The sequence below is a fragment of the Streptosporangium saharense genome, assembly GCF_014203715.1.
Lineage (GTDB): Bacteria > Actinomycetota > Actinomycetes > Streptosporangiales > Streptosporangiaceae > Streptosporangium > Streptosporangium saharense.
The window spans coordinates 1-18,635 of record NZ_JACHJP010000016.1; the positions used below are offsets into that span (position 1 = coordinate 1).

Sequence of the window (18,635 nt, forward strand, 5' to 3'; positions counted from 1 at the left end):
CGGCTGGTCCAGGTCGCGCCGCCCTCGCTGGCCCCGCGCGACAACAGGGAGCGTCCGCCCACTGGGCTGAGTGACCGGGGCCCGGCCAGGAGGCGGCGTTCGCCGGGCGGGAGGACGGCATGATGCCACTCCTCAACGCGGCCCGTCCAGAGGCCGGGCTTTCAGATCGAACCTGCAACACCGTGCAACAGGCCCATCCCGGTTGGCTGGTCTTCCACAACGCGCAGTCCGGCCTGTGGAGTGCCTACCGCTGTGCCTTGTCCGGCAGGCCGACCCCCGGCGCCGTGCTGCTGGTGCGCGCGGAGTCGGCGGAGGAATTGGACCGCAAGCTGGCCCCGCAGGCATCCCCGGTGGTGCCGCCGAGCATCCGGGCCGTCGCCGCAGCCCGTGCTCTGCAGGCCCACGCCTTTCGGGCTGGCCGGATCGGTTACCGGCCTCCCGCTCTGCGCAGGCTTCTGCGCTCCTGAGCCGGTACGGCGGGCGGTGGGACCTCATCCCGCCCTCTGCCCGCCGTACCTCATGAACGTGCGGCTCGGGTTGGAGGGCTTGAGCCGCACTCCTTCGCAAGGTGGCTCCCACGCGCGCCGGGACATGGCAGGGCGTGTTGGGGAAGGGGGAGCCGCCTCGCGCACCGGTCCCGTGTCCCCACACGCGGGGCCGGTCCTCCTACCGGGTGCCTGGCCCCTGCTCCCCGGCTCGGGGCCGGGCACCCCCCACCCTCACCCGAACCAGCACGGCCTCCCCGCCTGAACCGGCGAGACCTCCCCGCGTGAGGCGGGTTTCCTGTCCGTCCTCCGAAGCGAGACGACCATGACCGATGACGAGTACGAGCGACGCGTGATCGACGTGCTCACCAGCACCCACCCCGGCTGGTACTACGAACAACGCGACCTGCCCGGCCTGCCCCGCTGGTGGGCCACCCGCTACTACCCGCTCCGCCCCGACCAGCGAAAGGCCGGAGCCAGGGACGTGCTGGGCCGTACCACCCTGCACGGATTGGTCAGGGCCCTGGCCCGCCACGACAAGATCCTCCACGACCTCCGCTACTGAAGGAGCCCCCCATGCCCGCGAGCAAGGCCGTCACCCCGGACGGCACCTTCACCACCGGACCCGAAACCACCGACCGGCTCCTCACCCCCGGCGAGGTCGCGCACATCTTCGGCGTCGATCCCAAGACCGTGAACCGGTGGTCCCTCACCGGGAAGATCCCCTCGCTGAAGACCCCCAGCGGCCACCGCCGCTACCGCCAAAGCGACATCAACACCCTCCTCAACCCTTCGACTTCTTGACCACGTGTTCCGGTCTCGGGGGAAGATCATCCCCGCGTGCGCGGGGATGGTCCCGCCAGGGCAACGCCAACGAGGAAGTGCGGATCGTGCTCCCCGCGCAAGCGGGGATGGTCCCGTCAGCGCGGGCGTGCTCTCTCCGGGGCTCGTGTGCTCCCCGCGCACGCGGGGATGGTCCCGCGCGCGACGGCCTGTCAACCGTGTGCGTCCAGTGCTCCCCGCGCAGGCGGGGATGGTTCTACATCAGGAATCGTCCTCATGTCCTTCCAGGAGTGGTTTCCCGCGCACTCGGGGAGCACGGACAGGACCTCGGGGGCCGGGGCTGGGGCCATCTCTTCAGGGTGATGAGTGATGAGACCTGTCGGAAGACGACCCCATGGCGGCCAAGCCCGGGCGTTGCGAACCCTTCGGGGTGACGAGTGGCCCGAGGGTAAATCCCCAGGTCAGGCCGGGTGCCATGGGAACGGGACGAGCTGGTTTTGCAGCGGTCCGGCGAGGGCGCGGAAGTGCGGGTCAGAGCGTCGATCATCTTAGGGGTTCGGTCGGGTCCACCGATCCTTCCGTGGACGCACGCTTTCCTGTCAGGTTCTCCAAAGGAGAGGGGAAGCGCGAGCACGTCCACAGGCGGGGTTGGGTGACCTCGCGTCGGCCCCAGCGGGTGGAAGCGGCCGGGTCGCCGGGCCGTACCGGAAGGGGGGCGTGTTGGTCCGCGCGGGCGGGCGGGAGCGTGGGCGCCGGTTCGTGAACGCGGCTCGTGTCCCTGTTGGGACAGGGACACGAGCCGCGCTGATGGCGGGCAGGGAGGGGACTTTTCGCTCTGGGCGCCCGGGACGGGGGCGGTGAAGGATCTCGATCGCCATACCTACGAATCGTCCCTGGACGTCGTGGGTGCCGCGAAATCCCGAAAGGAGGAAATCACTCATGGCCATCCGCTTCGACGACCTGTACGGCCACGCCGCGCTCCCCGACGACGCCCTGGACAGTGTCGTCGGCGGTCGTCCGACGTCGGCCCCACCGAGTCCCAAGGTCTGCACGTCGGTCAACGGCGAGCCCGACACGTGTTCGGACTACCCGTACTGATCCAGCTCCACGAAACCCACGAAAGGAAGCACATCATGACCATCCGCTTCGACGACCTGAACAGCGCCGCGGCGCTGTCCGACGACGCCCTCGACGACGTCGTCGGTGGCCGCCCGCCGATGACCCCGCCCAGCCCGAGGGTCTGCACGTCGATCAACAACGGCCAGCCGGACACGTGCTGGGATCCCCAGGGCTGACGGTTCTCCCCTGATCGACCAAGGCGGCGCCTCGGGGAGGCGCCGCCCCTCTCCTGGAGAATCCGGTGATCCTGATACTCAGCAGCAAGACCGACAAGGGCGTGAACCTGGTCCTGCCCAAGCTCGTCGAACGCGGCCTCGACGTGTACTGGTGGGATCCCGGTGACTACCCCGCCTCCACCCGCATCACCTCCCGCCTCGTGGGCGCCGACTGGCGGCACACGCTCGTCACCGACGACGCCGAGATCGACTGCTCGTCCATCAGCGCCGTCTGGCTGCGCCGCCCGCAGCGGCCGAAGGCCGCGAAGGTCGTCGAGGACGCCGGATACGGCGAGTTCGTGGCCCAGCTCGGGCGGATCCTGCGGGACGGCTGGATGGAGACTCTCGACGCCCGCTGGTTCCCGGCTCGCCTGAACACGGTTCTGCACGCCGAGAACAAGCTGGTCAACCTCGCGGCCGGAGCCCGGCACGGCTTCCTGGTGCCGCAGACGACCGTCACCAACGACGACGAGCGGCTGGTCGACGTGTGGGCGGAGACCGGTGGCCGGTGCATCGCCAAGGAGATCCAGCTTGTGCCGTACGAGCTGGACGGGCAGGAGCACGGCTTCTACACAACCACCCTGACCCGCCGTCATCTCACCACCAGGCACCGCCTGGCGTACGCGCCCGTGATCCTCCAGTCCAGGATCGACAAGGCCGTGGAGCTGCGCATCACCGTGGTCGGCGACCAGGTGTTCACCGCCGAGATGCACTCCCAGGGGTCGCGGATGACCCGCGACGACTTCCGCCACTACGAAGGCAACTTCATCTCCTACGCCGTCCACGACCTCCCCGAGGACGTGGCGCGGCGCTGTGTCGAACTGGTCAGGTCGCTGGGCCTGGCCTTCGGCTGCATCGACGTGATCCTCACTCCGGAAGGTGAGTACGTGTATCTGGAGCTGAATCCCAACGGCCAGTGGGGATGGCTGGAGGAGTTCACCGACCTGCGCATCTCCGAGGCGGTCGCCGACTGGCTCGTGGGGGAGGTGTCGGCGTGAGCGACTACCCGCACATGCTCGCGGAGGCGGTTGACCTGCTGCGCGGGCTGCCCCGGCGCCGTGAGGGCGTGCCCGCGGCGCGTGAGAGCGTGGCCGCCTGGCGCGCGGCCAACCCCGCCTGCCGCGCTCAGCTCGTGGTGGACGAACGGCCGGGCAGCCTCCTCGTTGACTACGACCTTCTTCTCGACCACCCGGACGGCGGCACCGTCGCGATCACCGCCTCGGTCGGGGACGGCGTGCCGTGGGTGGTCGACCATTCCACGCACTGGGCCGCGAGCAGGGTGCTGACGGTGGACGGCGAGGGCGTTTCGGTGCAGACGGCCCTGCTGTCGCTTCGGGCGTACGGCGAGCGCGACCGTACCCTCCAGGACGACCTGATCGACTTCTGCCTTCTCGGCCTGGAGACCTGGGACGACCCCGAGCCTACGGAGGAGGAGATGCAGCGGGCCTCCGACGAGTTCCGGCTGCGGCGCGGACTGCGCACGAGGGAGGCCATGCTGCGCTGGCTGGAGCAGGTGGGCCTGACCCCGCAGGCGTACCAGAACCATCTGTTCGCCCTGGTCCGGGCCAACCGCTTCCGTGGCAGGAAGGCGGCCGAGCTGGCGGCGGAGCACTTCGCCGAGCACGCCGCGGACTTCGACCGGGTCTCGGCCGTGTGGGCGGTCGGCGCCGAGGAGGCTCTCGCCGTACTGGCCGGTCAGGGCGACCCCGTCGCGGCGCTCGCGGGAGCGGTGGCCGGGCCCGTCGGCGAGCTGTCGATCCACGTGGCCGAGCGGGCGGCGGCCGAGCTGCCCGAGCCACTGCGGGACGCCGCCGAGGGCGTGGCGGTGGGGCCCGTGCCGTACGGCGCGGCGTTCCTGTTCGGGACGGTACGGCACCGGCACCCCGCACGGCGGGACGAGGCCACCCTCGCCGCCGCGGGCCGGGCCGCCTTCGCCGACTACCTGGCCGACCGGAGAACCAAGGCCAAGATCGAATGGCACTGGGTCTAGCCCCTGTCCAGCGAAGGCACCGTCCATGCGCGATCACGACCCCACCCGCCCCATGCGTCGGCCTGGAGGCGGGGGGCACGGCGAGGGCTCCCGGGCTCCGGAGCCGCCGACCTCTTTACCAGTCGTCTCACCGGCCGCAGCCTCGGTCGCTGCGCCGGTCGCTTCGCCTGCCTCTGGGTCGGGTGTCTCACCGGCTCCTATGCTGGTCGTCTCACCAGGCGCAGCCTCGGTCTCGGTGCCGGTCGTCTCACCTGCCCCTGGGTCGGTCGCCTCATCGGGCGCAGCCTCGGTCTCGGTGCCGGTCGTCTCGTCTGCCCCTGGGTTGGGCGTCTCACCGGCCGCAGCCTCGGTCGCTGCGCCGGTCGCCTCGTCTGCCCCTGTGCCGGTCGCCTCACCGGCTCCCATGCCGGTCGTCTTACCAGGCGCCGCTTCGGTCTCTGTGCCGGGCGCCTCACCGGTCGCTCCGACCTCTCTACCAGCCGCCTCACCGGCTCCTGGGTCGGGCGCCGCGGGTGTTTTCCGGGAGGAGGCGTTGAGCCATCTGGCCGGGGCTCGACGGGTTCCGATGCCCCTGACGATCCGGACCCCGTCGTTCCTGCTGCTGTGGTTCGCGGTGGCCGTGCTGGCCGTGGCCGGTGGCGTGCTGCTGACGTTGCTGGCGCGGGCCACGCCATGAGGAGGCGACGAGTCCCGGTCCTGCTGCAGAACACGATCACCGAATGCGGCGCGGCGTGCCTGGCCATGGTGCTGTGCCACCACGGTCGGCGCGTCACCGCGCACGAGCTGGCGCAACAGCTCGGCGTGGGCAGGGACGGCCTGAGCGCACGAGCCCTCATGGAGGGCGCACGCGGGTACGGCCTGCGGGCGCAGGCGTTCTCCGTCGATCCCGAGGATCTCGCGGGCGCGCCCCTGCCGGCGATCGTCCACTGGGAGTTCAACCACTTCCTCGTGGTCGAACGCTGGACGCCGGAACGGGTGGACGTCGTCGATCCGGGGCAGGGACGGCGCAGGCTCACCGCGGAGGAGTTCGGCGCCGGGTTCACCGGCGTGATCCTGGTGCTCCAACCCGACGACGGTTTCGTCCGCGGCTCGTCCTCGATGGCGGGGGCGTGGCGGCGCGAGTTCGTCCGCACCCTCCTGCGGCGCCGTCGCGGCCTGCTGGCGCAGGTCGTCGCGGCCTCCCTGCTGCTGCAACTGCTCGGCCTGGTCCTGCCGCTGGTGTCCGAGTTCCTGGTCGACACGGTGATCCCGGCACGGGCCCTGGACCTGCTGCCGTTGCTGGGCGTGGCCGTACTGCTGTCCAGCGTGGCCCAGTTCGTGATCGGTTACCTGCGGGCGGCGCTCCTGGTGGCTGTCCGCGCGCGGGCCGACCGGGAGCTCACCGAGAGTGTGGTCGCCCACCTGGTGGCCCTGCCGTACCGCTACTTCGCCCAGCGAGGCACCGGCGACCTGCTGGCCAGGGCCACCGGCGTGTCCACCCTGCGCGAGATCCTGACCGGGCAGATCGTCACCGCGCTGCTGGACGGCCCGCTCGCCGTCGGATATCTCGTCCTGGTCTATCTCAGAGACCCCGTGTTCGGGCTCGCGCTGACCGGCGTGGTGGTGCTGCAGTCGATCCTGCTGCTGGCCACGGCGGGTCGGGTCCGCCTCCTGGCGCAGCGTGAGCTGACGGCCTCCGCCGCCGCGCACACCAGTCTCATCCAGACGATCAGCGGCATCGAGACGCTGAAGGCGTCCGGCGCGGAGCAGCGCATGACCGAGCAATGGTCGGCCCACTTCGCCGAGCAGCTCGACGCCGACGTGCGCAGCGGGCTCACACACGGGGCTCTGGAGGCCGCGCTGTCGGCGCTACGGGTGCTGGCCCCGCTCGGGCTGCTGTGGCTTGGCGCCTGGCGGGTCATGGACGGCCAGCTCAGCGTGGGCGCGCTGATCGCGCTCAACGCCATCGCGCTGGCGGCGCTGGCCCCGATGGGCGCGCTGATGGCGGGCGTGCAGAACCTCCAGCAGATGAGTGCCCACTTCGACCGCCTTTCGGACATCCTGGCTTCCGCGCCCGAGCCCAGCGAGGGCATCGAGGTGCTCCGGTTGCGCGGCGCGATCGAACTGCGCGACGTGAGCTTCCGTCACGACCCGCGCGGTCCCTGGCAGGTTCGCGACGTCTCGCTCACCATCAGGCCGGGGCAGAAGGTCGCCCTGGTGGGGGCCTCCGGCTCGGGCAAGAGCACCCTCGCCCGGCTGCTGCTCGCGCTGCACACCCCGGTCCAGGGCGAGATCCGGTACGACGGCGTCCCCGCCGCCGAGCTCAACCTGCGCAGCCTGCGCCGCCAGTTCGGCGTGGTCACCCAGGACCCCTCCCTGTTCGGCGGCTCCATCAGGGACAACATCGCCCTCAACGACCCCGGAGCCTCCCTGGAGCGCGTCGTCGCCGCGGCGCAGCTCGCCAGGTTGCACGACGAGATCGCGGCCATGCCGATGGGCTACGACACGATGCTGACCGGCGACGGGGGCCTGTCGGGCGGCCAGCGCCAGCGCCTGGCCCTGGCCCGCGCCCTGCTGCCGGGGCCCAAGGTGCTGCTGCTCGACGAGGCAACCAGCAACCTGGACAGCGCCACCGAGGCGGCCATCGAGTCCAACCTGTCGTGGCTCCCGCAGACCCGCATCGTCATCGCCCACCGGCTCAGCACGGTCAAGGACGCCGACCTGATCGTGGTCCTCGACGCCGGACGCGTTCTGGAGAGGGGTACGCACGAGGAACTCATGGCACGCGGAGGCAGATACGCCGAACTCATCGCCGCCCAGGTCACCCCGGCCTGAGCCACTGCCCAGGTGACCCCGGCTTGAGTCGCCTGCCAGATCGTCCCGGTCTGAGTCGCTGACCAGGTGACCCCGGCTTGAGTCGCTATCCAGGTGACTCCGGCCTGAGTCGCCTCCCAGGTCACACCGGTCTGAAGCGGGGGATCCCGCCATCCGACTTTCCAGGTGTCTGGCATGGCTCTTGCTCCCGGGACCGCTGTCCCGGCCGGGACGGGACAGTGGCGGGACTCCGCTCCCGTGCCTACGGGACGTGGTATGTGGCACTCTGGGCGGTGTGTCCGACCTACCCGCCACCGGCCGTGACCAGCACGAACGCGATCACGCAGGCCCTTCCATGATCGGTGATCCCGCCGGGCGACCCGTCACGGATACGGTCGAGGCCGCCCGTGCTGACGGCGTCGTCGGGTTCGGCTCCGATGGGGCACAGGCAGGCCCTTCCACGATCGGCGATCCCGCCGGGCGATCCGTCACGGATACGGCTGAGACCGCCCGTGCTGACGGCGTCGCCAGATCAGGTTCCGACGGTCCGGCCAAACAGGCCGAACAGGCCGGTCCGGCCGCTTCGGTCGGTGACCGGTGGCTCGCGGGGGGTGCCGTGGCGCTGGCCGCCCTGTCCCTCTCCGCCGCCGTGACCGCCACCTGGATCGACGTGGCGACCGGGAGGGTGACACGCCCCGAGCCGATCGACTGGGAGGTGTGGGCCTCCACGGTCCCCGGCGCCGCCCTGGCGATTGCCGGAGGAGTGCTGGCCGTACGGCTGCCGCGTCACCTGATGACCTGGCTCCTGATCATCGGCGGGCTCGTGACCTGCGTGAACGGACTGGCCGGGGCGTACGCGGCGCTGTCGACGGCCCACCACGACGGCACGCTCCCGCTGACCATGGCCGCCGTCTACGCCGGGGCGCGGCTGGGTCCCTTCCTGAACCTGGTGCCGCTGCTCGTGCTGCTGTTCTTCCCGGACGGCCGCCTGGTCTCGCCCCGCTGGCGGTGGGCGGCCGTGGCCTCGCTCGTCGCCACGGGCCTGACGGTGTTGATCTTCCTGTTCGTGCCCTGGCGCATCGTGTCGCCGCAGGACTACCTGCCCGGGCTGGACGTGCCGATCCCGATGATCCCCGACGCCTTCTGGCACGCGGCGTACGCGGTGGCGCCAATCCTGCTGGTGGCCAGCCTTCCCGTGCCGGTGGCGTCCTTCGCCTGGCGGTTCCGGGGATCGTCGGGCGAACGGCGGGCGCAACTGCGCTGGATGCTGCTGGCCGCCCTGCTGAACGCGACCTTGATGCTGGCCTCCGCCGTACTGGACGGGATGCCGCGAGATCTCGGGTTCGTGCTGTCCATCGTGGCGATCGCCGCCGCGGTCCTGATCGCGGTGAGCCGCTACCGCCTCTACGACATCGACCCCGTGCTCGGCTGGACTCTGCTGTACGGCGGGCTCGCGCTCGCCGTCATCGCGATCGACGTCCCGCTCTTCGCCGGTCTCGGCGCGGTCATCGGGGAACCCGTCGCGGCCGTGCTCGCGGCCGTCGCGGTGGGCGTGATCTACGCGCCGCTCCGCGAACGGGTGCGGCGCTGGGTGAACCGGGTGCTGGCCGGGCGGGCCGAGCCGTACGAGGTGGTCTCCGCCCTCGCCCGCCGCCTTGAGGAGTCAACGCGCCCTGAGGACCTGCTGCTGGAGGTCGCCAGGGCGGTGGCGGCGACGTACCGGTCACCGTACGTGCGGGTCGAGCTGGACCGCGCAGACGGCAGGACCGTCGTGGTGGAGTACGGCACGCCCCGCCCGGACGTCGTCGTGCTGCCGTTCGCCTACCGGGAGGTGCCGATCGGACGGCTCGCCCTGGTCCCGCGCCCCGGCGCGTGGCCCGCCGAGGCCGCCCAACGGCTCCTCGCCGATGTGGTACGGCAGGCCGCCGCCGCCGTACGAGCCACCGCGCTGACCGAGGAACTCCAGCACAGCCGTGAACGCCTGGTCACCGGCGTGGCCGAGGAACGCCGCAGACTCCGACGCGACCTGCACGACGGGCTTGGCCCCACCCTGGCCGCCGCCGCGCTGAAGGTGCAGGCGGCGCACAACCTGATGGTCCGCGACGCCGACTCCGCCCGCGCGGCGCTGGACCAGGTCCGCTCCGACCTCGGCGGCATGCTCGGCGACGTGCGGAGGCTGGTGCACGATCTTCGGCCACCGGCCCTGGACCAGTTCGGCCTGGCCGGTGCGCTCCGGCACGAGGCGTCCCGGTTCCGCGACGGCAGCCTGGCCGTCCAGGTGGACACAGAAGGGGACCTGAGGGCGCTCCCGGCCGCGACCGAGGTGGCGGCGTACCGGATCGTCTGCGAGGCTCTGACCAACGTCGCCCGGCACGCGGACGCGGCAAGCTGCCACGTGCGCGTCGCGGTGGTGGGAGGCGAACTGGAGGTCGAGGTGACCGACGACGGGCGCGGCCTGCGCCCCGGCGCCGTGGTGGGCGTCGGCCTGCTCGGCATGCGGGAGCGCGCGGAGGAACTGGGCGGCCGGTGCGCCGTCGCGACCGCTGACAACGGCGGCACCCGGGTCCACGCCGTACTGCCCGCCACGGAGGTGGCTGTTCCATGACGCCCCGCGTACTGCTCGCCGACGATCACCCGATCTACCGGGACGGGCTGCGGATGATGTTGCACTCCACCGGTGAGGCCGAGGTGGTGGGCACCGCCGCCGACGGTGAGGAAGCCGTCGCCGAGGCCGTACGGCTGCGGCCCCAGGTCGTGGTGATGGACCTGCGGATGCCCCGCCTGGACGGGGTGGAGGCCACCGAACGGATCGTCGCGGCCTGTCCCGACACCCACGTCCTGGTGCTCACGATGCACGAGGACGACGAGAGCGTCTTCGCCGCCATGCTCGCCGGTGCCCGCGGTTACCTGCTCAAGGGGGCCGACCAGACCGAGATCCTGCGTGCCATCACCGCGGTCGCCAGCGGTGAGGTGATCTTCGGACCCGCGCTCGCGGAACGCGTGACGCGCTACTTCGCCAGACTCGCCGCGGTCCGGCCGCCCCGCGAGGAGCCCTTCCAGCAGCTCACCGCCCGCGAACGGGAGACCCTCGACCTCATCGCGGCGGGCCTGTCGAACCGGCAGATCGCCGAACGCCTGTCACTGTCGCCGAAGACCGTACGCAACAACGTCTCCAACGTCTTCGCCAAACTCCAGGTCGCCGACCGCGCCCAGGCCATCATCCAGGCCCGCGAAGCCGGCCTCGGCCGGTAACCACGCTCGACCCCTGGCCCCCTGATCCGCCCGCTTTCCCGCAGCCGGATCCGCCTGTTTTCTGGTATCCAGGCCCGTCTTTCTTCTGGCAGCCGGGCTCATCTGGCTTCCAGCACCAAGCCCATCTGCCCTGGCTGCCGGTTTTGTCTGTCATCCTGCTGCCTGGCCTCCGGGTTTGCCTGTTTTCTGGTGCCCTTGGGCGGGCCACGGCTCCGGTGTCCCGGGCCGGGCCGGACGGCAGTCCCCGGAAGGCCGGGCCGAATCGGGACCGTGCGCGTGATCCTCCTCCCTGGGCGCCCGGGACACATCGGCGGGATCGTGCTCCCACCGATCCGCACCAAGGCAAGGAAGCGCCATGTCCAGTCGCATTGTGCCCAGCAATGTCAACCCCGCCGACCCCGTCGCGACCCCTCCACCCGCGAACCCGGCACGGACCAGGATCGCCGGAATCCTTCTGGCCATCGGGGCCACCGCCTGGGCGATCGGCACCGTCGTCGTCGGGGACAAGATCCAGGAGGGCATCCAGACCCTCGACACCATCACCGGCATGCTGTTCGTCGTAGGTCTGTTCGCGTTCGTCTGGACGGTCATGGCCACGCGCGGCGCCGGTGACGGCTGGACCCGAATCATCCCGGCCGGTCTGCTGGTGCTGCTGTCGGGAGCCTTCCTGCTCAACGCGCTGTCCTTCGGCTACGCCAGGCACGACGACTTCCCGCTGCCGCTGATGATCCTCGACGCCTGCTGGCCGCTCGGTCAGCTCGGCATGCTGGTCCTGGGCATCGCCATCGCGGTCCGAGGCCGGAGCCAGGGCGCGAACCGCTGGCTGCCCCTCCTCGCCGGAGTGTGGTTCCCGGTGACCATGGTGGCCCAGATCTTCGGCGGCTCCACGGCCTCGGTGTACGTCAGCGCGGCCTGGCTACTCGCCACCCACGCCCACCTAGGCCTCCGCCTCGCCCTCCACCCCACCCCCTCAACCCGCTGACCCTGGGACGCTTCCCTCCACAACCACCCAGCGAAAGCCCTGGTCCGTGGCCCCCTCCCCACAGGACCAGGGCAAACACGACGCCACTGATGACAGCGCTCAATCTCGCATTGCGAGCCCTTCAGGGTGATGAGTGACCAGGATCGGCACCTGACCGCATTCACCCGGTGCGCGTTGCGAACCCTCCAGGGTGATGAGCGACGACAGTCCGTCGGCGTCCGCCTGACCCTGAGTACGTGGTGTTGCGAACCCTCCAGGGTGATGAGCGACCGGATCTCGCCATCATGGACATCGGTGGTGAGGCCCCGTTGCGAACCCTCCAGGGTGATGAGCGACAGGTAGGTCCATCATGACCGAAAAGCGGGAGTGGAGGTTGCGAACCCTCCAGGGTGATGAGCGACTCCGCCTACGACCGGGTATGGCTCGGATCCACCGAGTTGCGAACCCTCCAGGGTGATGAGCGACCCGAACGTGAAGCCGCCCTCGATCACCTGGCCCGCCAGTTGCGAACCCTCCAGGGTGATGAGCGACCGAGGGAACCCCCGAAATCCTCACCCTCGCCACCCCGTTGCGAACCCTCCAGGGTGATGAGCGACCGGAAGCACCTGGCACCGAGAGACCGTCCTCGAACTGCTGTTGCGAACCCTCCAGGGTGATGAGCGACCGAGGGTAAAGGCCCAGGTCGGAGCCGGTGCCGTGAAGGCGGTACGCGCTGTTTTTGCAGCGGTCCGGCGGTAGTGCGGAGGTGCAGGTCAGAGCGTTGATCATCTTTAAGTCTGACCGGATCCTATAACGCTCTCCTTCTCCTGGTCAGTTCCAGGAGTCCAGGGAGATGTCCGGGCCGCCTGCCAGGTAGCGGTGCAGGGCGCTGGCCGTGGTGGAGACGAAGTCGCGCGGTAGTTCTGTGGTGGGGGTCCAGCGCACCTGGGCGTGTTTGTCCGGCTCGCCGTTGGTCAGGGTGCCCGACCATTCGTGTACGGCGAAGACGACCGTCAGGAACCCGTTGGGCGCTTCGACGCCCCGTGCGCCGTGGATGATGTGGGCCAGGCGCAGTGATTCGGGCTGGACGCTCAGGCCGGTCTCTTCCTTGAGTTCCCGGATGGCGGTGTGGGTGATGGGCTCTCCCGGCTCGCTTTTGCCGACGGGCAGGTCCCACATGCCCTGGGCGAACTTGGCGCGGGGACCACGCTGGAGCAGCACGACCCGGTCGGTTTCGCGGTCGTGCACGATCACCGCCGCGACCAGCAGCGTCATAGCCTCCGTCGCGGGCTCCAGCGGCCGGGACGGGACGTCGGTACGTGCTTCGGTCATGCCGATCCCTTCGTCAAGGTGTCAGAGGGAAGCCGCTCCTCCTGGCTGTTGTACGCGGTAGAAGATCTTTCCGTTGTGTGGTTGGGCACCCAGCGCCGCGTAGAACGCCAGGGCGGCAGGGTTGTCGTGGTCAGCGGTCCACTCCACCCGCGAACACCCCGTCTCTGCGGCGGCCTGCCCGAGCGCGTCCATCAGTGCACGTCCCACGCCCCGTTTACGGGCATCGGGCCGGACGAACAGTTCTTTCAGATACAGCGATGCCTCGGCTCCGGCCGCTGGCCACAGAAACGAGTAGGAGGCCATTCCGAGCACCTGGCGATCCTCCGCCCGTGCCAGCAGAACATGGGCGACCGGATGCGCCCCGAAGAGCAGTGCGGTGATCTGGCCGGTGTATTCGTCATCCGAAGGGACACCGCCGTAATACGCCTCGATTTCACCGATCAGCTCAGCAAGGATCGGCACATCAGCACGTACGGCCCGCTCTACGCTAATCACTTTATCAACCCTTTTTCTCGGCAGCTAACACGAGTTCGTGAAGAAGATTAACCTCAATGGGCACATGCGGTCCCGTGGTGACGCTGGCGACTACATCTCGCGCCCGAGACATGATCAGGGGGCTTCTGTGGGCTGGCGGCAGAGCAGTGATGGCCTCGGTGGCGAGAGCTGAACCGGCAGCCACGTCCTCGCGGGCCAAGCAGATCGCCTGGTCGAGTCGGACCAGCGTTCTATCAGTGAGGTCGTTGGTCGGATAGAGCTCCAACGCCCGTTCTTGGATCTCCCAGGCGCGCCCAGTCTGGCCCAGATGGGTTAGGGCATTACCCTGGTGAAATCTAAGCTGTGCCTCGTTGTAGGCGAACGCCGACTCACCCGTCGATTCACTGTCCAGATTGCGTAGCGCCACTTCTGCTCGCTCAATCGCGGCCTCCGCGTCCTGAGCATGGCCAAGGCGGGCATGCGCGCGAGCCTCAAGCGGAGCGGACAGGGCAACTCCCACACATTTAGTTCCGCAGGCAATTTCCTGAGCAGCCCGAGCTGTGTTGATTGCCCCGGCGATATCGCCTCCGTAATACAATGCATACGCTTCCTGGGCGTAAACCCATGACAAGATGGATGAGTCATCTACCTGGGTCGCGGCACTGCAGGAAGTGCGAAACCAGCGTCGAGCGGCGCGGTGATCGCCCATCCTGAGAATGGTCAGGCTGATAAGACCCGCCATCCATGCCGCTGTACGCAGCATTCTCTTTCTGGTGGCAGGTGAGTGATTTTTGCTGAGAAAGCGACTGAGGTCGGCGAAGTCACCGGTCAGTTCTTCGAGGAGTTCGTTTTCCGGACGGTAGCGCGTGGCTCGACCGTGCTGATTGACGACGTGATCCCAGTCGTCCAGGCTCGCGTCACTCATGGGTCCCGAAGCTACCGCGTCGATAAGGCCAAGGCGTAGTGCCTCCACCCGGTTCGGCGACGCCGGGGCCAGCACCTTAGCCAAGGCGACCAGCTCTCCGTCCGCCCGCAGCGCGGAATCGAGCGCTGTCGCCACAGAAAGGCTGGGCCGACGGCGACCGCTTTCTAGGTCGCCGATATAGCTCTTTGCGCAAGACGCGCGCCGCGCAAGCTCGCGCAATGAGAGCTCGCCGCGCAGCCTTCTCAGCGCTTGGCCAAATGTCTCCGACATTCCGAACCCCTTGGAACCAAGGATGTCCGCACGGGCCGCGGACACCGGCGGACGGGTTTCACCTAGAAATTCACCACACGTGTCAGAGACGCTACCCGCAGATATCCCCGGCGTGGAGGCTTTGGCGACTTCTGGCAGGCACGACAGAAGTCGCCAAAGCGGTGACCCGTCCGGTGATCGCTTCACCCGAAAGAGTTCCTGATCGGACAACGGAGGTCCGGATCATGCATGACACCCCCACCACTCCGGCGATCCCGGGCTGGCGGCTGATCGTCAGTGACACCGGACGGTACTGGGCCATCCGTAACCGTGCCTTTCCTCGGGTGGCGTTGCGGGCCGGGGTGGAACCGGCGGTGGATGCCGACACCTTCGAGGAGGTTCAGGCCGCTGTCGCCGAGCAGGAGGAGAAGGCCCGTGACGCGGTGGCCAAGGAGGTGACGGCGTGATCGGGCGGTCTCGGCCTGGTGGGCGGCATCGTGACGGGCAGGCTCACATCCCGGTGTATCGGCGGGTGTGGGATGGTCCGGCTCGGGCTGAGGCTGAGGTGCTGGGGAGCGTTTCGCCAGGATGGGCGGTGTTGTACAGCCTGAGCCAGCGTCGCTTCTTCGGCCTGTGCGCCTGGCCCAGCCCGCAGCCGGTGATCGTCATTGACGACACCGCCGAAGGTCTGGAGCAGCGGATGCGGGAGGCCGAGACGCTCCTGATTCTGCGCATGCCGCTCGCCGAGTCGTTGGGGAGGGCGGCGTGAGGAGTTGTGAGGCCGTACAGCAGGCCCATCCCGGCTGGTTGGTCTTCCACAGCTCGGTGACCGGACTGTGGAGTGCCTACCGCAGCAGGCCGGAGCCCAGGAGCGTGCTGCTGATCAGGGCTGAGTCGGTTGAGGAGTTGGACCGGAAGCTGGCCGCGCAGGTGTCTCCGGCGGTGCCGCCGAGCATCCGGGCGGTCGCGGTTGCTCGCGCGCTTCAGGCCCGGACCGCTCATGCCGCCCGGGCCGCCGCCACCGTCCGGGCCGGGTGGGTCGGTCAGCGGCCTCCCGGTCTGCGCAGGTTGCTGCGCTCTTGAAGCCGGTACGGCAGGCAGGGGAAATCATCCCGCCCTCTGCCCGCCGTACCTCATGAACGTGCGGCTCAGTCTGGAGGGGTCTGGGCCGCACATCTTCGCAAGGCGGCTCCCACACACGTCGAAGTACTCGGTGTGTTGGGGAAGGGGGAGCCGTCTGGCGCACCGGCCCCGTGTCGCGGGGCCGGTCCTCCTCCAGGGTGCCCGGCCTGTGCTCCCCGGCTCGGGGCCGGGCACCCGCCCCTTCCATTCCTGAAACTCCCGCACCAGGGACGACCATGACCGAGTACGAGCAACGCGTGATCGACGTGCTCATCAGCACGCACCCCGGCTGGCGCTACGAACAGCGTGACCTGCCCGGCCTACCCCGGTGGTGGGCCATCCGCTACTACCCGCTGCGGCCCGACCAGCGCAAAGCCGGGGCCAGGGACATGCTGGGCCGTACCAGCCTGCAGCGGTTGGTCAGGGCGCTGGCCCGGCACGACGAGATCCTCCATCGACTGCGTTACTGAAGGGAGCCCCCATGCCCGCGAGTAAGGCCGTCGCCCCGGACGGAACCTTCGCCACAGGAGAAGCCACCGACCGGCTTCTCACCCCCGGCGAAGTGGCGCACATCTTCGGCGTCGATCCCAAGACCGTCAATCGGTGGTCGCTCACCGGGAAGATTCCGTCGATCAGGACCCCGAGTGGGCAGCGGCGTTACCGCCAGACCGACATCGACATTCTCATCAACGGCAACCGGACCCCCTGACTTGATGGTTCCGAGTTTGTCGGGGTTGCTGACCACGTAGATGTCGCGTACCCGCTCTCCGTTCGCGTCGAGGTCGAGCACCATCACCGCGAGGGGGGCGTCCTCCGCGAAGATCACCACGGAGGGGTCGCCGTTGGTCTGGCGGTACCGGACGTCCGCGCCGCCGCGCGCGTTGGCCACGACCACCCGGGCGACCTTGTCGCGGCCACGGATCGGACGCGGCCCGCCCGCCGTCGACTTGCCTCCGCCGTCGGGCCACAGGACGACGTCGGGCGCGAGCATCTCCATCAGCGCGGGCAGGTCACCGCCGAACGCCGCCTCGACGAAGCGTTCGGTCACCTCCCGGTGCGTACGCCGGTCGATCCGGACGCGTGGGCGCCGGGCCTGGACGTGTTCGCGGGCCCGGTGGGCGAGCTGCCGGATTGCGGTCGGGCTGCGGTCGAGCATGGCGGCGATCTCGGTGTGCGGGTAGGCGAACACCTCGTGCAGGACGAACACGGCCCGCTCCAGCGGGGTGAGCGTCTCCAGGACCACGAGGAGCGCGATCGACACCGACTCGGCGCGTACAGCGGGCTCGGCGGCGTCGGGGGTGGTGACCAGCGGTTCCGGCAGCCACGGGCCCAGGTAGGTCTCCTTGCGCCTGCGCAACGCGTTCTGGTGGGCGAGGGCCTGGTTGACCGCGACGCGCACCAGGTAGGCGCGGGGGTTGTCGACGCCGGTCGCATCTCGCGCCGCCCAGGCCAGCCAGGTCTCCTGGAGCACGTCCTCGGTGTCGCCGACCGTACCGAGCATGTTGTAGACGACGGAGAACAGCAGCTCGCGGTGGTCGGCGAACACCTCGGAGGCTTCGTGCATCATGGGCTCCTTGCCGGTACGGACATGTTGCCCGGTCAGTGGGTCGCGCGCAGCACCAGGGCGGGATCGAGCGCCAGCGTGGCCACCGCCAGGCCGAACTGTGGTGAGAAGTCGCCGACGCGCAGATGGGTGTAAACGGCGCAGACGAAGTAGAGGATGAGGCCCGAGGCGGCAGCCGTACCGACAAAAGGTATGCCGAGCAGTCCGAGCGCGAGGCCCAGCGCGCCCAGGGCCTTGAGCGCGCCGATCGGCCAGACCAGCCACGACTCCGGCACTCCGGCCCGGGCGAGCGCGGGACCGAGGGTACGCATGATCGGTGCGAACCGGGTCATGGCTGCGAAGCCGGAGAAGGCGGTGACGACGTAGGCGGGCGGCATCGGAGTTCATCCGTTCCCGAAGGCGTCGAGGTGGTCGGCCACCCAGTCGCCGTATGTCCGCGCGGGACGGCCGAGGACCCTGGCGACCTCGCCCGTCGGGGGATGCTGGTCGCGGTCGGCATAGTGGTCGTACCGGGCCATCAGGGCGCGCACGAACGGTTCGGGCAGTCCGGTGCCGACCAGGCGGGCGGCGACGGCCGACGTTGGGAGCTCCTCGAAGCGCAGGGGCCTGCCGAGGGCTGCGGCGATCACGGCCACCATCTCCTCGTGTGAGAGAGACTCCGGTCCGGTGAGCTCCAGCCGGCGGTTCACCAGCTCGTCGGTGAGCAGCGCGCGGGCCGCGACCTCGGCCAGGTCCCGCTCGTCGAGCAGGGATTCCCGGAAGCCCGCGTGCACGTAGCGCACGACGTCTCCCGCGCGGATCTGGCCGCCCCAAGCTTGCAGGGTGTTACCGGCGAAACTGCTGGCACGCAGGCTGGTCCAGGCCAGACCGCTGGCGACGGCCGCCTCCTCGGCCTCCCGGTTCCGGTCTCCTCGCTGCCGGGACGGCTGCAGCTCGACCGGATCGTCGATGTTCATCGCCGACAGGGCCACCACCCTGCTCACACCCCGCTCAGCGGCCAGGGAGAGGAGCCGGTCGGCGGAGTCCCCGAAGGTACGCGAATGCAGAAACACCGCCTCGACCCCGACGAAGCGCTCGGCCATCGTGTCAGGCCGGGCCGGGTCCCCCTGGACGACCTCCACGCCGTACGGCAGCGCCGCGTCATGGGGAGAGCGACTCACGGCGCGCACACGGGCTCCTTCGGCGACCAGCCGTTGAACAACGAGCCGCCCGACGGCCCCGGTGGCTCCGGTGATGAGAACGGTCATGCCGGTACTCCTTGTCGCCGTGGTCATGCCGTCCCCTGAGGGGAACGGCCACGCCTCCTAAGAGGGGCGACGAGGAGCGAAGTGTGACATCACCTGGCGGACTTACCGTCTGTCCGGTTTGTGC

General features: G+C 69.7%; 21 protein-coding genes, 1 pseudogene and 1 CRISPR repeat array. Of the genes and pseudogenes, 16 read left to right on the forward strand and 6 right to left on the reverse strand.

The features are described from left to right. Positions 1 to 119: 119 nt before the first annotated feature. From FHS44_RS38505 to FHS44_RS38555, 11 genes are all read left to right on the forward strand, one after another. On the forward strand, positions 120 to 467 hold the full coding sequence (locus FHS44_RS38505; protein ID WP_184725249.1) for a hypothetical protein: 348 nt from the start codon (positions 120 to 122) through the stop codon (positions 465 to 467). Between the two features lie 343 nt (positions 468 to 810). After that, positions 811 to 1,050 carry a hypothetical protein gene (locus tag FHS44_RS38510; RefSeq protein WP_184725250.1) on the forward strand — a complete coding sequence of 80 codons (240 nt, stop codon included), beginning with the start codon at positions 811 to 813 and terminating at the stop codon, positions 1,048 to 1,050. An 11-nt stretch (positions 1,051 to 1,061) separates the two neighbouring features. Next, the gene (locus tag FHS44_RS38515; protein ID WP_184725253.1) at positions 1,062 to 1,289 is read left to right on the forward strand and encodes a BldC family transcriptional regulator; all 228 of its coding nucleotides are present in this window, start codon (positions 1,062 to 1,064) and stop codon (positions 1,287 to 1,289) included. A 918-nt stretch (positions 1,290 to 2,207) separates the two neighbouring features. Then, on the forward strand, positions 2,208 to 2,366 hold the full coding sequence (locus FHS44_RS38520) for a hypothetical protein (protein ID WP_184725255.1): 159 nt from the start codon (positions 2,208 to 2,210) through the stop codon (positions 2,364 to 2,366). A gap of 35 nt (positions 2,367 to 2,401) precedes the next feature. Next, the gene (locus FHS44_RS38525; protein WP_184725257.1) at positions 2,402 to 2,563 is read left to right on the forward strand and encodes a hypothetical protein; all 162 of its coding nucleotides are present in this window, start codon (positions 2,402 to 2,404) and stop codon (positions 2,561 to 2,563) included. 65 nt (positions 2,564 to 2,628) lie between these two features. Next, positions 2,629 to 3,600 (forward strand): MvdC/MvdD family ATP grasp protein, encoded by a 972-nt coding sequence (locus tag FHS44_RS38530; protein ID WP_184725259.1) that lies wholly within the window; start codon positions 2,629 to 2,631, stop codon positions 3,598 to 3,600. Next, on the forward strand, positions 3,597 to 4,592 hold the full coding sequence (locus FHS44_RS38535) for a TIGR04500 family putative peptide maturation system protein (protein WP_184725260.1): 996 nt from the start codon (positions 3,597 to 3,599) through the stop codon (positions 4,590 to 4,592). The genes FHS44_RS38530 and FHS44_RS38535 overlap by 4 nt, the downstream gene beginning before the upstream one ends. A 672-nt stretch (positions 4,593 to 5,264) precedes the next feature. Continuing rightward, on the forward strand, positions 5,265 to 7,406 hold the full coding sequence (locus FHS44_RS38540) for a peptidase domain-containing ABC transporter (RefSeq protein ID WP_184725261.1): 2,142 nt from the start codon (positions 5,265 to 5,267) through the stop codon (positions 7,404 to 7,406). A gap of 334 nt (positions 7,407 to 7,740) precedes the next feature. Next, positions 7,741 to 9,990 (forward strand): sensor histidine kinase, encoded by a 2,250-nt coding sequence (locus FHS44_RS38545; RefSeq protein WP_184725262.1) that lies wholly within the window; start codon positions 7,741 to 7,743, stop codon positions 9,988 to 9,990. Then, positions 9,987 to 10,637, forward strand: coding sequence for a response regulator (locus FHS44_RS38550; protein WP_184725263.1), 651 nt, complete (start codon positions 9,987 to 9,989; stop codon positions 10,635 to 10,637). Before FHS44_RS38545 ends, FHS44_RS38550 begins: the two co-directional genes overlap by 4 nt. A 355-nt stretch (positions 10,638 to 10,992) precedes the next feature. Continuing rightward, complete coding sequence (locus FHS44_RS38555; RefSeq protein WP_184725264.1) at positions 10,993 to 11,619, forward strand: hypothetical protein; 627 nt, start codon at positions 10,993 to 10,995, stop codon at positions 11,617 to 11,619. A gap of 109 nt (positions 11,620 to 11,728) precedes the next feature. Further along, a CRISPR array of direct repeats spans positions 11,729 to 12,283; the repeat unit is 29 nt; unit sequence GTTGCGAACCCTCCAGGGTGATGAGCGAC. Between the two features lie 146 nt (positions 12,284 to 12,429). Here FHS44_RS38555 and FHS44_RS38560 read toward each other — a convergent pair. From FHS44_RS38560 to FHS44_RS38570, 3 genes are read right to left on the reverse strand one after another with little or no spacing between them, the layout of a single operon-like run. Further along, positions 12,430 to 12,930, reverse strand: a complete 501-nt coding sequence (locus FHS44_RS38560; protein ID WP_184725265.1) for an NUDIX domain-containing protein — start codon at positions 12,928 to 12,930, stop codon at positions 12,430 to 12,432. A 21-nt stretch (positions 12,931 to 12,951) separates the two neighbouring features. Continuing rightward, positions 12,952 to 13,425: a GNAT family N-acetyltransferase gene (locus tag FHS44_RS38565; protein ID WP_221461817.1), complete on the reverse strand. Its 474-nt coding sequence runs from the start codon at positions 13,423 to 13,425 to the stop codon at positions 12,952 to 12,954. A gap of 4 nt (positions 13,426 to 13,429) precedes the next feature. Further along, a complete protein-coding gene (locus tag FHS44_RS38570; RefSeq protein WP_184725266.1) occupies positions 13,430 to 14,599 on the reverse strand; it encodes a helix-turn-helix domain-containing protein in 1,170 nt (389 codons plus the stop codon). A 224-nt stretch (positions 14,600 to 14,823) separates the two neighbouring features. Between FHS44_RS38570 and FHS44_RS38575 the strand changes: the two genes are divergently transcribed. The 5 genes from FHS44_RS38575 (at position 14,824) to FHS44_RS41500 (ending at position 16,409) form a co-directional block, all read left to right on the forward strand. Further along, positions 14,824 to 15,045 carry a hypothetical protein gene (locus FHS44_RS38575; RefSeq protein WP_184725267.1) on the forward strand — a complete coding sequence of 74 codons (222 nt, stop codon included), beginning with the start codon at positions 14,824 to 14,826 and terminating at the stop codon, positions 15,043 to 15,045. Positions 15,046 to 15,173: 128 nt separating this feature from the next. Next, positions 15,174 to 15,347, forward strand: a complete 174-nt coding sequence (locus FHS44_RS38580) for a hypothetical protein (RefSeq protein WP_184725268.1) — start codon at positions 15,174 to 15,176, stop codon at positions 15,345 to 15,347. After that, positions 15,344 to 15,661: a hypothetical protein gene (locus FHS44_RS38585; protein ID WP_184725269.1), complete on the forward strand. Its 318-nt coding sequence runs from the start codon at positions 15,344 to 15,346 to the stop codon at positions 15,659 to 15,661. The genes FHS44_RS38580 and FHS44_RS38585 overlap by 4 nt, the downstream gene beginning before the upstream one ends. A 275-nt stretch (positions 15,662 to 15,936) precedes the next feature. Continuing rightward, the gene (locus tag FHS44_RS38590; RefSeq protein ID WP_184725270.1) at positions 15,937 to 16,170 is read left to right on the forward strand and encodes a hypothetical protein; all 234 of its coding nucleotides are present in this window, start codon (positions 15,937 to 15,939) and stop codon (positions 16,168 to 16,170) included. Between the two features lie 11 nt (positions 16,171 to 16,181). Continuing rightward, entirely contained in the window at positions 16,182 to 16,409 is a 228-nt protein-coding gene (locus FHS44_RS41500) for a BldC family transcriptional regulator (RefSeq protein WP_246436703.1), read from the forward strand. A 15-nt stretch (positions 16,410 to 16,424) separates the two neighbouring features. On the opposite strand, the pseudogene sigJ reads toward FHS44_RS41500, so the two are convergent. From sigJ to FHS44_RS38605, 3 genes and pseudogenes are all read right to left on the reverse strand, one after another. Continuing rightward, positions 16,425 to 17,267: pseudogene (gene sigJ, locus FHS44_RS38595) on the reverse strand (RNA polymerase sigma factor SigJ); the annotation flags it as partial. Positions 17,268 to 17,299: 32 nt separating this feature from the next. Beyond that, on the reverse strand, positions 17,300 to 17,641 hold the full coding sequence (locus FHS44_RS38600; RefSeq protein WP_184725272.1) for a DoxX family protein: 342 nt from the start codon (positions 17,639 to 17,641) through the stop codon (positions 17,300 to 17,302). A 6-nt stretch (positions 17,642 to 17,647) separates the two neighbouring features. Beyond that, positions 17,648 to 18,511, reverse strand: a complete 864-nt coding sequence (locus FHS44_RS38605; protein ID WP_184725273.1) for an NAD(P)H-binding protein — start codon at positions 18,509 to 18,511, stop codon at positions 17,648 to 17,650. Between the last annotated feature and the right edge of the window lie 124 nt (positions 18,512 to 18,635).